General features: G+C 64.9%; 9 protein-coding genes. 3 read left to right on the top strand and 6 right to left on the bottom strand.

What is annotated here, in order from left to right; all coding sequences use genetic code 11:
- Window positions 1-104 precede the first annotated feature (104 nt).
- Window positions 105-1037 (bottom strand): hypothetical protein, encoded by a 933-nt coding sequence (locus HUV06_RS09820; protein ID WP_174301090.1) that lies wholly within the window; start codon window positions 1035-1037, stop codon window positions 105-107.
- A gap of 639 nt (window positions 1038-1676) precedes the next feature.
- Here HUV06_RS09820 and HUV06_RS09815 point away from each other — a divergent pair.
- Both HUV06_RS09815 and HUV06_RS09810 read left to right on the top strand, forming a co-directional pair.
- Entirely contained in the window at window positions 1677-1886 is a 210-nt protein-coding gene (locus HUV06_RS09815; RefSeq protein ID WP_174301089.1) for a hypothetical protein, read from the top strand.
- Between the two features lie 70 nt (window positions 1887-1956).
- Window positions 1957-5028, top strand: a complete 3072-nt coding sequence (locus HUV06_RS09810; RefSeq protein ID WP_174301088.1) for a glycosyl hydrolase — start codon at window positions 1957-1959, stop codon at window positions 5026-5028.
- A 340-nt stretch (window positions 5029-5368) separates the two neighbouring features.
- Here the strand turns inward: HUV06_RS09810 and HUV06_RS09805 are convergent, their stop codons facing one another.
- Window positions 5369-6436 carry a glycerophosphodiester phosphodiesterase gene (locus tag HUV06_RS09805; protein WP_217433756.1) on the bottom strand — a complete coding sequence of 356 codons (1068 nt, stop codon included), beginning with the start codon at window positions 6434-6436 and terminating at the stop codon, window positions 5369-5371.
- Window positions 6437-7092: 656 nt separating this feature from the next.
- Window positions 7093-7566 carry a Fur family transcriptional regulator gene (locus tag HUV06_RS09800; RefSeq protein WP_174301092.1) on the bottom strand — a complete coding sequence of 158 codons (474 nt, stop codon included), beginning with the start codon at window positions 7564-7566 and terminating at the stop codon, window positions 7093-7095.
- Between the two features lie 254 nt (window positions 7567-7820).
- Here HUV06_RS09800 and HUV06_RS09795 point away from each other — a divergent pair, with 254 nt between their 5' ends.
- On the top strand, window positions 7821-9923 hold the full coding sequence (locus HUV06_RS09795) for a TonB-dependent receptor (RefSeq protein ID WP_217433755.1): 2103 nt from the start codon (window positions 7821-7823) through the stop codon (window positions 9921-9923).
- Window positions 9924-10074: 151 nt separating this feature from the next.
- On the opposite strand, the gene HUV06_RS09790 is transcribed toward HUV06_RS09795, so the two are convergent.
- The 3 genes from HUV06_RS09790 to HUV06_RS09780 form a co-directional block, all read right to left on the bottom strand.
- Window positions 10075-10260, bottom strand: coding sequence for a hypothetical protein (locus HUV06_RS09790; protein WP_174301086.1), 186 nt, complete (start codon window positions 10258-10260; stop codon window positions 10075-10077).
- A gap of 329 nt (window positions 10261-10589) precedes the next feature.
- Window positions 10590-11300 carry a ZIP family metal transporter gene (locus HUV06_RS09785; RefSeq protein WP_174301085.1) on the bottom strand — a complete coding sequence of 237 codons (711 nt, stop codon included), beginning with the start codon at window positions 11298-11300 and terminating at the stop codon, window positions 10590-10592.
- Between the two features lie 643 nt (window positions 11301-11943).
- On the bottom strand, window positions 11944-13334 hold a 1391-nt coding region (locus HUV06_RS09780), incomplete at its 5' end, for a prolyl oligopeptidase family serine peptidase (RefSeq protein ID WP_174301084.1).

The following is a 13334-nucleotide window of genomic DNA, read 5'->3' as shown; positions in this document are numbered from 1 at the left end:
CGGATTGGCAGCGTGAGACAGACCTGAACCTATCTTAGCAAGCCGCCAAACTGTCCGAACAAGCTGGTCCACCTCACGATCGCCCCTATGTGCATCCCGGGCAATTAGCGGGGATCGGCAGGGTCGATGTAAACGCTTTTGACAAATTCGGAGGCGTTCGTATCCGCCCAGTCGGGATGCTGCTTTTTGAGGGTGGCGTTGATTGCTCTTTCAGCACCATCGACCGTGATTCCTTGACGCTTGAGATCAAGGGCTTGCGTGCGGATCGCACCAATCAGTTCCCGCTCCAAGGCGACGAGCGATCCATCGCCTGGAGCACTATGATCCGGCAAGACGTGTGCGACGTCCAACATGGCTACCTTGTCCAGCGTGGCCAGCCATTCCGTAGGCGTACTGTCATGGCCGAAGATGTAGGGGATGGTCTTGTTCTGCACTACATCGCCCGAAATCAGCGTGTGGTCCGGCTCGACAAGGGTCAACTCGTCACCTCTGGTGTGAGCGCCACCGAGCCAGAGCAGACGGGCCTTGACGCCACCGCCGAGATCAATCAAAACTTCTTTGTCAAAGATTACATCCGGCGACCGCAAAACGACACTTGCAAGCAGCTTCTTGTCTTCCTCCGACATCCCGCGGAACAAATCATCAAGCACCTGCCCGTCTTTTTCCAATTGCTGCTGCTGTACCGCGTTGCGTATGAGGACGGCGCCAGGAGGAAAGCCGGGCTCGCCGGTGACATGTTCCGTGTGGTAATGCGTGGTTGTAAGGAACAGCTTAGAATTACTGGGAGCGAGCGTGGTCGCAACGCGTGCAACGGTGGCTCCGTTCGTCGGCCCCATCCCTATATCGACGACGAGCGTCGCACGGGCGCCGACGACGATCGCAATGTTCGGAAAGCCCGTGATCTCCCACACGTGATCGGAGACTTTCGTCGTACTGCTGCTTAGTACCGGCTGGTCCGAATACGGGACATGAGGCGGCTGACCGGCTGCCGGTAGGGGGAGCAAGTACAGAAAAAAGAAGATCAGCTTCTTAGTCATTTCGTTCTCCAGCGCTTACAGAAGTTACTGCTACTGCGGATCCAGAATAGGAGTTTGCATCCGTTGGCTCGTAAGGGTGGACGTAAGGCTCTCCGCCTCCCTATAAGCCTGCCGGCGCGATGTGAATGAAGACTCATTTGCTGAGCGCACCCTGATAGGCGGATATAGGTATGTAATCGCTTATTCAGTATCGCCTCTATGCGCAGACGCTGATACGCGGCGGACTTCTGGCACGTAGCTGACGGCAGGGGAGGCGGCGTGCCGAGGCAGCTCTTCGCCTCGCTACGGCAACTGTGCGCCCAACTCGCCTCAACGCTTGTCGACGGGCCACGCACCGCCGAGGGCTCCGGTGTGCTCTACCGCAGGCCCAAGCGGGATAATGCGGCCAGCGGGAATAAAGGCCGCGATCTCATCCATCGTCAGCGTCAGGGTGCGCACGCTGCCGCCTTCGAACGGCTCGCCGGTCGGAAAGCGTCGCCAATGGACCTGATTGCAGTGGTCCGGCCCATGGCGCCGCAGATCGGGTGCACCGGGCCTTGTGGCCACAGGACGGCCTGACCTACCGGACTGGGGGCGCTACAGCGTCAGCCTGACCGGCGTGTCGGTCAATCCGCAGTTCTTCCAGGACAGCGGCCTGCCGTGGGCAGCGGCGCCAGCTACCTCCCGGCCAAGGCGGGCGGCTGCAGCGTGCTCGATTTCGCCGCGGACAGGTATCTGATCAAGCAGCAGCGCGTGCTGGGCGGCGTCTCGAACCTCGCCGAGGTGTGTTACGACTCGCGCGTGTTCCAGAACGGCATCGCTCCGGCACCGGGACGTAACTTCTATGCAGGCCTGGCGCTCGGCTTTTGAGGCTTGCCCGCTGAGCAGGGCCGCGCATAGCATCAAGCCTGTACGATTTCGGGCGGAGAGAGCAACGGACATGGCCACGACCGCATTGAGGGCCAAACTGCTCCTCCCAAGCCTCGCGGCTCTTACCCTCTGGCTCACGCCCGTGGTCGCGGGTGCGGCGACGCCGGACAGCTCCAGCCCCTTCGCCTCCATGCACTGGCGCAACATCGGTCCCTTCCGTGGCGGCCGGGCGCTGGCCGTGGCGGGCGTGCCGGGTGAGCCGGACGTCTTCTACTTCGGCGCGGCGGCGGGCGGGGTGTGGAAGACCATGGACGCCGGCAGCACCTGGAAGCCGGTGTTCGATCACGAGCCGATCTCCTCGATTGGCGCGATCGCGGTTGCGCCCTCCAACCACAGCGTCGTCTATGTGGGCGCGGGCGAGGGGGCGCTGCGGGGCAACATCAGCTACGGCGACGGGGTCTACAAGTCGCTGGACGCCGGCAAAACCTGGACCAATATCGGGCTGAAAGACACCCGCCAGATCGGCGCCATCATCGTCGACCCGGCCAATCCCGACGTGGTGATGGTCGCCGCCATCGGCCACGCCTTCGGGCCCAACGCCGAGCGCGGCGTGTTCCGCTCCGCCGACGGGGGCCGGACCTGGACCAAGGTGCTCTACCGCGACGCCGACACCGGCGCCATCGACGTCACCTTCGATCCGAACGACTCCAAGATCGTCTACGCCGCCCTGTGGCAGGTCCGCCGCCAACCCTGGAACTTCTCCAGCGGCGGCCCGGGCAGCGGCCTGTTCCGCTCCACCGACGGCGGGGCGATGTGGAGCGAGTTGAAGGGCCAGGGCCTGCCTGCCGGGATCCTCGGCCGCATCGATGTCGCGGTCTCCGCCGCCAACTCCAAGCGCATCTACGCCATGATCGAGGCGGCGGACGGCGGCCTGTACCGCTCAGATGACGCGGGCGCGCATTGGATGCGGGTTAGCCAGGACGGCCGCATCCGCCAGCGGGCCTGGTACTTCTCCAAGATCTACGCCGACCCCAAGGCCGTGGACACCGTCTATGCCCTGAACACCGGCATGCTGCGCTCCACCGACGGGGGCAAGAGCTTCAACCTGGTGTCGGCCACCCACGGCGACCACCACGCCCTGTGGATCGACCCGGGAGAGCCCAAGCGGCTGATCAACGCCAATGACGGGGGCGCCAGCGTCTCGCTCGACGGCGGCACGACCTGGTCGACCCAGAACAACCAGCCCACCGCCCAGTTCTACCACGTCGCCACCGACATGCGCTTCCCCTACTGGGTCTATGGCGCGCAGCAGGACAACAGCAATCTGGGCGTCGCCAGCTTCGACGACGAGGGCGTGATCGGCCCGGCCGACTTCTATCCCGTCGGCGGCGGCGAGGCGGGCTGGGTCGTCCCCGACCCCCGCGACGCCGATATCGTCTACAGCGACTCCGAGAACTCGGTGAACCGCTTCGACAAGCGCTCCGAGCAGTCCCAGGACATCAGCCCCGATCCCGTCGACAACTCCGGCCATCCGGCCAGCGAGCTGCAGCACCGGTTCAACTGGACCTCGCCCATGATGCTGTCCCCGCACGACCCGGACTCGCTTTACGTCGCCTCGGAAGCCGTCTGGAAGACCACCGATCACGGCAAGAGCTGGCGCATCATCAGCGGGGATCTGACCCGCAACGACAAGTCCAAGCAGATCGCCTCAGGCGGCCCGCTGACCAAGGACATCACCAGCGTCGAATACTACGACACCATCTTCGCCCTGGCGGAGAGCCCCTTGCGCAAGGGGATGCTGTGGGCAGGGACCGACGACGGGGTGGTGCAGACCAGCCCCGACGACGGCGGCCACTGGAGCAAGGTGACGCCGGCCGGGCTGCCCGAATGGAGCACGATCAGCATGATCGAGCCCTCGCACTATGACGCCGGCGTCGCCTACATCGCGGTGGACCGGCACAAGCTGGACGACATCGCCCCCTACGCCTGGAAGACGACGGACGGCGGCCGGAGCTGGGCGCCGATCACGCGAGGATTGCCGCAGGGCGCCATCGTCCACGTGGTGCGCGAGGACCCAGCCCGGCGCGGTCTCCTCTATGCGGGCACGGAACTGGGCGTCTTCGTCTCCTTAGACGACGGCGGTCGATGGGCTCCGCTTCAACTGGACCTGCCCGTAACGCCCATCCACGACCTGGTGGTGAAGGGCGACGACCTGGTCGCCGCCACCCACGGTCGGGCCTTCTGGGTCCTCGACGACCTCACGCCCCTCCGCCAAGCCACGCCCGTGACGATGGCGCAGGCCCTGTGGCTCTACACGCCCGAGACAGCGACCCGGCTCTACTACCCTGAACAGGTCGAGTCCCGCCGTCCGGTGGGCGAGAACCCGCCCGCGGGCGCCCTGATCGACTACGTGTTGAAGGCCAAGCCCACCGACGAAATGACGCTGGACATCCTGGACGCCCAGGGCCGCTCCATCCGCCACATCTCCAGCAAGTTCAGCGCGCGCGAGAAGCAGCCTCCGGAATGGCCCGACCAGGTGGAGCCGCCTCACCTGATCCCGGCAGAAGCCGGCATGAACCGCTTCGTCTGGGATTTGCGCATGGACGATCCGGTGCAGATCCCCGGCGCCTTCTACTCGGGCGAGGCGCCGCGAGGGCCGATCGCGGCGCCCGGCCGTTACCAGGTCAAGCTCACCCTGGCCGGCGTCACCCGCACCGCCCCCCTGGTCCTGGCCCCCGACCCGCGCACCCATGCGGACGCCTCCGGCATCGAGGCCAAAACCGCCTTGGCCGAGGCCACCGTCCACGACATCGACGCCCTACACCGGGCCGTCAACGAGATCCGCGCCGCCAAGGCCAAACTGGCCGGCGCGGCCGGACCCGTGTCTTCGGGCCGGGCCGCCACCATCCTGCAGCTGTCCCAGGTGGAAGAGACCCTGATGCAGGTCAACATGAAGGGCTCGGAGGCCAATCTCGCCTTCCCCGGCATGCTGAACGAGCAGTACGCCACCTTCGCCTCCATACTGGAGGACGCCGACACCGCGCCGACAAGCCAGCAGTTGTTGCGTTTCCAGAGCCTCCATGACCAGCTGACCGTCCAGCTGGCCGCCTGGACGGCGCTCAAGGGCAGACTGATCGCCTGAAGTATGAGTGGGAGCGATGTCGTTCGTCAGTCGGTGGATAACACGTGCGCCCAAGCCGACCGAATGCTCCTGCGACCCTCACGGGAGGCGATGCAAGCCAGTTCAGGCGGAAGATCGCGGCAGAGTGCTGAGGATCGAGGCCCGCTGTCGCATTTTAGCTTAAGGCGGCCGTAGTCACCAGCACTGATCCGATTACGGAGAAGAACAGTCTCAGCACGTATAAATCTTTGAGAACAGGAAGGGAACGTCTCACGCGTGTAGCGATCAGGCAAGCGACACTCGCTGGGTTGATCCGAATTAATTTTGAGGCTTTCTCATCTCCACCAGGACTTGGAACGTCTCAGGCGGCAAGGCCGACCGCCTCCCGCCCCAAGGCGGGATCGTCTGTGAAGAAGCCGTCCAGCCCGATCTGCAGATACCGCCTGATTTCGGCGACCGAGCCCTTGGGATTGCGCGCACTCGGTCCGGCGGCGTCCCGGAAGTCAGCCGCAAGGAACTGGTTCTCCGGCCTGAACGTCCAACTGTGCACCAGAAGGCCGGCACGATGGGCGTCGTCCACCAGCGTCGTGGGCGCGGCGAGCCGGTGGTCGGAACCAAGGGGGATCATCGCCCGTGTGGGGGGCGCGACGACGTCGGCGTAGCGCGCCATCTCGACAAGCCCAGCGGCCGAGGTCATCTCAGCGAAACTCAGTTGGCCGCCGGCCGCAACCACGTCAGCAGGCCGTTGGTCTCCAATGTCGACCAGCTGCATCAGCCGCACATTGGACGGCCTGCCCAGCTTCGCCCGCAGATAGCGCAGATTGGCGATCTCGAAGGACTGGATCTCCACCGGCGCCCGGCGCGCATAGCTGTGCGCGCTCAGCACCGCCAGGAACCGATCCTCCATGGGCAGGCCGATGGAGGCAAAATAGGTTGAATGCTTGATTTCCGGAACAAGCCCGATCGCCCGGCCACGCAGCGCAGCTTCCGCAGCCACAAAGTCGAGATATTCCTCAAAAGTCGGAACTTGGAACTCTCCGTCATAGACGGTGTTCTGCGGCCGCACGTTGGGCAGTCTCTCCACCGCGCGCAAGGTCTTGAGCTCGGCGAGAGTGAAGTCCTCGGTGAACCAGCCGGTCGTCACCTCGCCATCGACCGTCTTGGTCGCCATCCTGCCGGCGAACTCGGGCCGACTCTTCACATCCGTGGTCTCCGCAATGTTGTTTTCGTGTCGGGCTACGAGCACCCCGTCCTTGGTGATGACGAGATCCGGCTCCACGTAGTCCGCACCATCAGCAATCGCCAGCGCATACGAGGCCAAGGTGTGTTCGGGCCTGAGCGCGCACGCCCCGCGGTGACCGAACACTTGCACGAAGGGCGAAAGCCTGCGCCCAGGGGAAGCTGAAGCCGCGGCGCCCGGTGCTAACATGCCCATGTAGCCCGCTCCTTGGATCAGCTGTCGGCGGGAGATCATGGCGCGCCTCGCGAGATTGATTGAGGACCTTAACCGGGGTCCGTGACAGATCTGACGCCTGCGGACCTACGGCGTTCGCGGCTCGGTCGACAGCGCCGCCGCTCTCGTCAGGGCGGCACGCGAGGCGGTGTCCATCGTCGGAGGACAGCTTTGCCTGAACTTACGCTACGTTATAGCGTCCTTTGGCCGAGCTGATTGGCGTTCCGGGAGTAGGCGGACTGGGGAGGCTCCCGGATCTCGATTGAGCGGCGGTGCGACACTTCCGCGCCTGTGTGCAAGGACCGCTGTCGCGCACGCGGTCCCAACCCGGGTCGACGACGAGTCAATTTGGAGTTCGCCCGCATCCCGTCGGACCGGCTAGGCCGCATGGGCTTTATGTCTTTCACGGATCCCCGACCTCGGCTTGGGGCTCATCGATCACGTCAACGAGTTTCGCTGCCACAAGGGTTCGGCGAGATCCCCTGCTACAAGGGACTCAACGGCCACCCTTTGGCCGACAACAGGATTGATCTCCTGCGCCAGCACGCGGGAGGAGCGACCCCACGACAAGGCCGGCAGAAGGAAAAGAGAGACGTCATCTGTTTCGCACCTTATAGACGCGACGAGAACAATCAGTCCCGGCAGTTTTGGCAGAGGCCGCGAATCTCCAGCGTCGCGCCATGAGGCTCGAAGCCCCGTCGCAGACCGGCACGCGATATGATCGGCGCCAGATCGGGTGTGATCTCCTCCGCCGATCCGCAGCAGGTGCAGATCAAGAAAGAGGCCGCATGGGTGGGGCCGCCGTCGTTGCAGGCCATGAAAGCGCTGAGGCTCGGAATGCGATGGGCGAGCCCGAGGCCTTCCAGGAACTCCAGGGCGCGATATACCGTCGGGGGTTTGGTGGCTTTGTCGGCTGAATAGGCCGGCATCAGGTCGTAGGCCTTCACCGGGCCGCCGGCGCGCAGCAGCAGTTCATAGACGCGGGCGCGATTGGGGGTCCACTTCTCACCCTCCTTGGTCGCAACCTCCTCAGCCCTCAGGAGGGAAGCGCGAAGCCTCGCTTCGCTGATGGGCGCGTCACCGCCGTGGGAGCATGTGCTGTCCATGCCACTAGGGTGGGCAAGAGCGCGCGTGAGCGCAAGTCTCATCAACATGACGCCTTGACCCTCCGCTATGTTATCACGTAACCGGCTGGCAAGATGCAACGAGCGTTACGCTGTAACCTGGCTTGGCGGCGCGGCTTGATGGATGTGGGGATAAGATGAGTTTCAGAATCGGTCTGCTTGCAGCCGTAAGCGCCTTTGGCTTGGTTTCCACGGCGATTGCTCAGATAGATCCTGGCGCACCTCAAGCCAGCCAAGTGACCCGTGGGTTCACGCCAGCCACCAACGAACCTGCGGCGGACGCCAACGCCGTCTCCGAAGTGGTCGTCACGGCGCAAAGGCTCAACGCCGCCCGTCAGTCGATCGAGCCCTCGCTCGGCGCCTCGACCTACACGATCAACAGCGCCGCCATCGCGGCCCAGCCCGGCGGTGAAAACCAGCAGCTCAACCAGGTCATCCTGCAGCTGCCCGGCGTGGTGCAGGACAGTTTCGGCCAGTTCCATGTCCGCGACGACCACAACGGCATCCAGTACCGACTGAACGGGATCATCCTTCCCGAGGGCATTTCGGTGTTCGGTCAGACACTCTCGCCCCGCCTGATCGACAGCCTCAGCCTGATTACCGGCGCCATGCCCGCTCAATACGGGCTGCAGACCGCCGGCATCATCGACATAAGCACCAAGAGCGGCCTGGAGAACGGCGGCTCCGTGTCGATCTATGGCGGCAGTCATGGTACCTATGAGCCGAGCTTCGAGTACGGGGGCCATGACGGCGAGACTAACTTCTTCGTCTCGGGCGAGTTCCGCCGCACCCAGCTCGGGATCGAGAGTCCGGACGGAACCTCGACCCCCGATCACGATCGCGCCGACGAGGGCAACCTCTTCGTCTACGTCGACCATACCCTGAGCGCCCAGGACCGGGTCAGCTTCATCGGCGGCTACGCCAACGACCGCTTCCAGATCCCCGACACGCCAGGCCTCGGTCCGGCCAACGGCTTCGCCGTCGGTTCCACCACCGACTACCCCAGCCAGCTGCTGAACGAGACCCAGCGGGAGGTGACCGGTTTTGCGCTCGGCAGCTATCTGCACGATGGCGGCAGCTACACGGTGCAGACCTCGATCTTCAGCCGCTACTCCACCCTGGACTTCCGCCCTTCTCCCATAGGCGACCTGCTCTACACCGGCATCGCCCAGGACGCCTTCAAGCGCGACGTGGCCATCGGCGTGCAAAGCGAAGGGGTCTACAAGCTCACGCCGGACCATACCGTGCGCGGCGGCGTGATCATCCAGGGCGAGCGCGGCACCAGCGATACGAGTTCCCAGGTGCTGCCTATCGGCGACGACGGCACGACGGGCGCCACGCCCGTCACAATCATCGACAATGGAGGCAAGACCCAGTACGTCTACAGTCTTTATCTGCAAGACGAATGGAAGATCCTGCAGAACCTGATCCTGAACTACGGCGCTCGCGCCGACGATCTGAACAGCTACCGCGACCAGAAGCAGCTTTCTCCGCGCGTGAACCTGGTCTGGCTGCCGACGCCGGACACCACCCTGCACGCGGGCTACGCGCGCTACTTCAACCCGCCGCCGTTCGAGCTGGTCGGCACCGAGACGGTGTCCAAGTTCCAGAACACCACCGGAGCCTCGACCATCACCACCGACACGACGCCCTTCGCCGAGCGGCAGAACTATTATGACGTCGGGGGCCAGCAGCGCCTGCTCAACCGCAGGCTCACGCTCGGGGTGGACGTGTTCTACCGCAAGTCAAACGAGCTGATTGACGAAGGGCAGTTCGGGGCGCCGATCATCCTGACGCCCTTCAACTACCAGAATGGCCTGATCTTTGGCCAGGAGTTCACCGCCAGCTATACCCAGGGTCCGCTCAGCGCCTACGCTAACTTCACCCATGAGCGCGCCCAGGGCAAGTCCATAAATTCCAGCCAGTTCAGCTTCGATCCGGCCGATCTCGTCTATATCTCACACAACTACATCTACCTGGACCACGACCAGACCTATACCGGCTCGGCCGGCGCCTCCTATCTGTTCCGGGAGGGGGTGATTGGGGGCACGCGAGCGGGTTTCGACCTTCTCTACGGTTCAGGCCTGCGCCGTGACCAGGTCCTGCCGGACGGCTCCACCGTGCCCAACGGCGCGCACGTCCCGGACTATGTAACGGTCAACCTGACCTTGGCCCATCACTTCACCCTGCCTTACGCGGGCCATGTGGACGTTCGCTTCGACGTCGTTAATGTCGCGGACAAGGAGTACGAAATCCGCGACGGCACCGGTGTCGGCGTCGGCGCCCCGCAGTTCGGGGCACGACGGGGCTTCTTCGGGGGCATCACCAAGTCGTTCTGAGCAGAGCTGGCAAACCTCCCCGCCCCCCGTTTGGGAGGTGGGGGGCAGAACTAGATGAGTCGAAGCCGTCCTCGGCGACGAAGCCGCCGTAATCGCCCGACTTAATCAGCTCGGCGCGAGCTTTCCCGACTTCAGGTCGAGCCTGTAGACGTCATGCCATTTCGGATCGCGATTGTTCAAGCCGATCAGGATGATGCCTGACGTGGTCGCTGACGCCGACCACCTCCACCCGCGTCTTGTCAACAGGCTTCAGCGACCCCTGGATTCTAGCGGCGAGGTCAATGTCCAACAGCTTGGAGTTTTCGTCATCGCCTGTGTCGTTGACGAACAGGATCAAGCTCGAATCCGGAGCTCAGACGTACTTGCTGATAGAACGGGCCTGTTCTGGGTGAGCGGACGGCCGTGGCTTGGGTCGCCGATCGGCGCCACCCAGATGTTCAAGACCCGTCGCGTGGGGCGATCCACGCCGGACTGCGACCACCGCGGCTCAGGCGGGCGGCAACGCGGGCCGGGTCGCCGAAGAAACTCGATCGCGCGATCACGCTGCCGCGGTCGGCTCAGCTGAAGCCGCGGCTGCGAACACCAGCGAAGGCGCGGTGGCGGCTAGGAGACGTTTGAGCATGGTGTGTCCCCGTCTTCCTGATAGTCGAAGCCTCCCAATTAGAGTTACCCCACGAGGCGGACGACACAGTAGATGCCGAGCATGCCCATGACGGTCGCCGTACTGGTCCAGGCGCTGGGGAGGCCGGCATAGCTGCGGGGCAGCAGTTCGGCCGCTCCGATGTAAAGGAACACGCCTGCGAACCCTGCCGTGAGCGGCGCGAAGGTGGCGGCGCTCACCGGGACGGTGCTGGCGACGGCGATGCCGGCCAAGGGCGCCGCCGCATTGACGCAGAGCCAGACCTGGGCGGACCGACGCGCCTGCCGCCCTGCACCTGTCAGGGCAACCGTGACAATATTGATGCCGTCGCATAGGTCGTGCGCCAGCACGGCGATGGCCACCGCTTGACCCACGACCGGCGACAGCTTGAACGCCAGTCCGATACCCAAGCCGTCGAAGAAGCTGTGCAAGGTCAGGCTCGCGGCGCCGAGATGGTTCAACGACACCGAACCCGATAGGCGCTCCAGCGCCCGATGAGCCACCATGTAGATGGCGAACCCCAGGGCCAGAGCGAGCATCAAGGCCTGGAGGCTGAGGCCTCCACCCCCAATCCTGAACGCCTCCGGCACAAGATCGAAGATCGCCAGGCCGACCACGGCGCCCGCGGACAGGCCTGTGATGAGGCGGATGCGCTCGCCAAGGCGCAGGGCGAGGACGCCGCCTGCCAGCGTGCACACGAAGGTCGCGACGCCGAGTAGCCAGATGTCGAGCTTCATAGGCGTGCGCTACGAGGAACGTGACCTCGCCCCTCCGACGGCTTGACCGCTTGAGCCCGACTATAGTTATAGAGTAACCCCTGGACAAGCTTTGCACACCCGCTTGTACATCTTTTGTCAAGAACCCGTTCGGTATGCTTCTGCGTCATCGCGTCAGCCAGCGGGTCGCTACGTTGTAACGCGTCCCCGCGCCTCCGGTGCGGCTGTGGCTATGGCCTTGAAGCCTCCCGCCGAACTCAGGATTGGCTTGCGGGCCGGGAACCTAGCCGGTGACCAGAGCGACGTGGCCGTCCAGGATGGCGCCGGGGTGCTGACCTCCTGGGGTGGGGCTCCGCCGAGGTTGCCGCTGGCGGTCGCGATAAATGCCGCGGTCTGCGCCCGCCATACCTGTCTGATCGGGCGTGACCGCCTGGCGGCCTGGACCAAGGCTTGTGGAGGCGCCCAGGCTCGCCGTTGAAGGTCTCGTCGCCGGCTAGGGAAGGCAAGCGCTCGCTTGGTGGGGGCAAAGGGCAGCCCGCTTCAGCTGATCATGTCCTCAGTCTTCCAGCGGCTTTCGGATCGTCAGCGTCACGCGGCAGCCCATAGCCGCTGCGAACAAGCGGCGCTCCGGCCTAGGTGAGCCGGCCAACGAAGAGGCCTTGGTTCACGTCTGAGCTGTCGATTGCCCTCTGATGTCTCGGGCCGGCTGGAACCCGGCGACGCCGGTGCGCCAGAGAAGAAAGGCGTAAGTATCTACCGCCTCGCGATCCTGCTGCTTCCTTGTCGAGCCAACGCCGTGGCCGGCGTCGTAGTCCACCCGCAGCAGCACCGGCTTGCCGGAAGAGCTTGCCGCCTGCAGCCGCGCGGTCATTTTGGCCACGTGGAAGGGCGCCACCCGCGGGTCAGTGACCCCCGTGGTCAGCAGCACGGCGGGATAGGCGACGCCATCGCGCACATGCTGGTAGCTGTCGATTTCCTTGAGCGCCCGGTAGCCGACGGGATCGGAGATGGCGCCCCACTCCGGTTCCTCGGTATAGCCTTCCTGCTCCACCACGTAGCGTAGCGGGTCGGACCAGCCCACGCCGTCGATGACGGCCGCGAACAGGTCCGGACGCTCGGTCATCGCACGGCCCATGGTGATGCCGCCGGCCGAGCGGCCGCCGATTGTCAGCCTTTGCTTGGCCGTCCAGCCGTCGGCGCAGAGGTGTTCGCAGACCGCGATCAGGTCGCGCCAGGTGTTGGGCTTGTTGGTCAGCTGGCCCGCCTTGTGCCATGGCCGCCCGTACTCGCCTCCACCGCGAACGTTGGCGTAGCCGATGATGAAGCCGGCGTCGACCAGCGCGAGGATACGACCCGCAAAGCTCGGCGTGTAGGCGGCCGCCCCGTAGGAGCCGTAGGCGGAAATCCAGGCGGGGGTCGTCCCGTCCCGTCTCAGTCCCTTGCGGTAGATCAGGCTGAAGGGAATCTGCGTTCCGTCTTTGGCCGCGGCGAAGCCGCGGAAGGTCTCGTAGGCGCTCACGTCGATGTCAGCCTTCGGCGTCAGCCCGGTTGGGCGCGCCGCTCCGTCTGGACCTACAGACCAGACGTCAGCGGGCGTGAGCCAGCCAGTGTAGTTCATCAGTACGCCCGGCTCGTCCGGCGTAGCCGCCAGGGCGCTGACCGTGCCGTCGAAGGGCAGCGCCACCTCGCTCAGCCGACCTTGCGCGTCCAGCCGCCGCAGCCGCCCGAGGCCGCCATCCATCAGGCGGAGATACAGGCCGTCCTTCGCCCGGGCGAGTTCCTCGATGACGAGCGACCCAGCCGGCGCCACGGTGACGGCGGTCGCGAGCGAGGGCGCGGCGATCGGCGTGCGCACCACCCGGCCGAGGGGAGCGTCCTTGTTGGCGAGCAAGTAGAGCTGGCCATCGGATAGATCGAGGTCGGTGACCTCATCCTCGAAGCCCGCCACCGACGTCCAGCGCGCGTGTCCCGCCAGCATGTCCATCATCGGCGCGACCAGGCACCTGAACTCAGGCCGTACATCTCGGAGAACGAGCACGACGTGATCGGCTCCGC

Origin of the sequence: Caulobacter sp. S45, from assembly GCF_903642205.1 — a bacterium.
GTDB lineage: Bacteria > Pseudomonadota > Alphaproteobacteria > Caulobacterales > Caulobacteraceae > CAHJWH01.
Note: the sequence above shows the minus strand (reverse complement) of the source record. Positions and strands in the feature narration are given on the sequence as shown.

Bases quoted from the DNA above. Each gene is read 5' to 3' on its own strand.
- HUV06_RS09820 (WP_174301090.1), bottom strand. From the start codon at position 1,037: ATGACTAAGAAGCTGATCTTCTTTTTTCTGTACTTGCTCCCCCTACCG.
- HUV06_RS09810 (WP_174301088.1), top strand. From the start codon at position 1,957: ATGGCCACGACCGCATTGAGGGCCAAACTGCTCCTCCCAAGCCTCGCG.
- HUV06_RS09805 (WP_217433756.1), bottom strand. From the start codon at position 6,436: ATGTTAGCACCGGGCGCCGCGGCTTCAGCTTCCCCTGGGCGCAGGCTT.
- HUV06_RS09800 (WP_174301092.1), bottom strand. From the start codon at position 7,566: ATGGACAGCACATGCTCCCACGGCGGTGACGCGCCCATCAGCGAAGCG.
- HUV06_RS09785 (WP_174301085.1), bottom strand. From the start codon at position 11,300: ATGAAGCTCGACATCTGGCTACTCGGCGTCGCGACCTTCGTGTGCACG.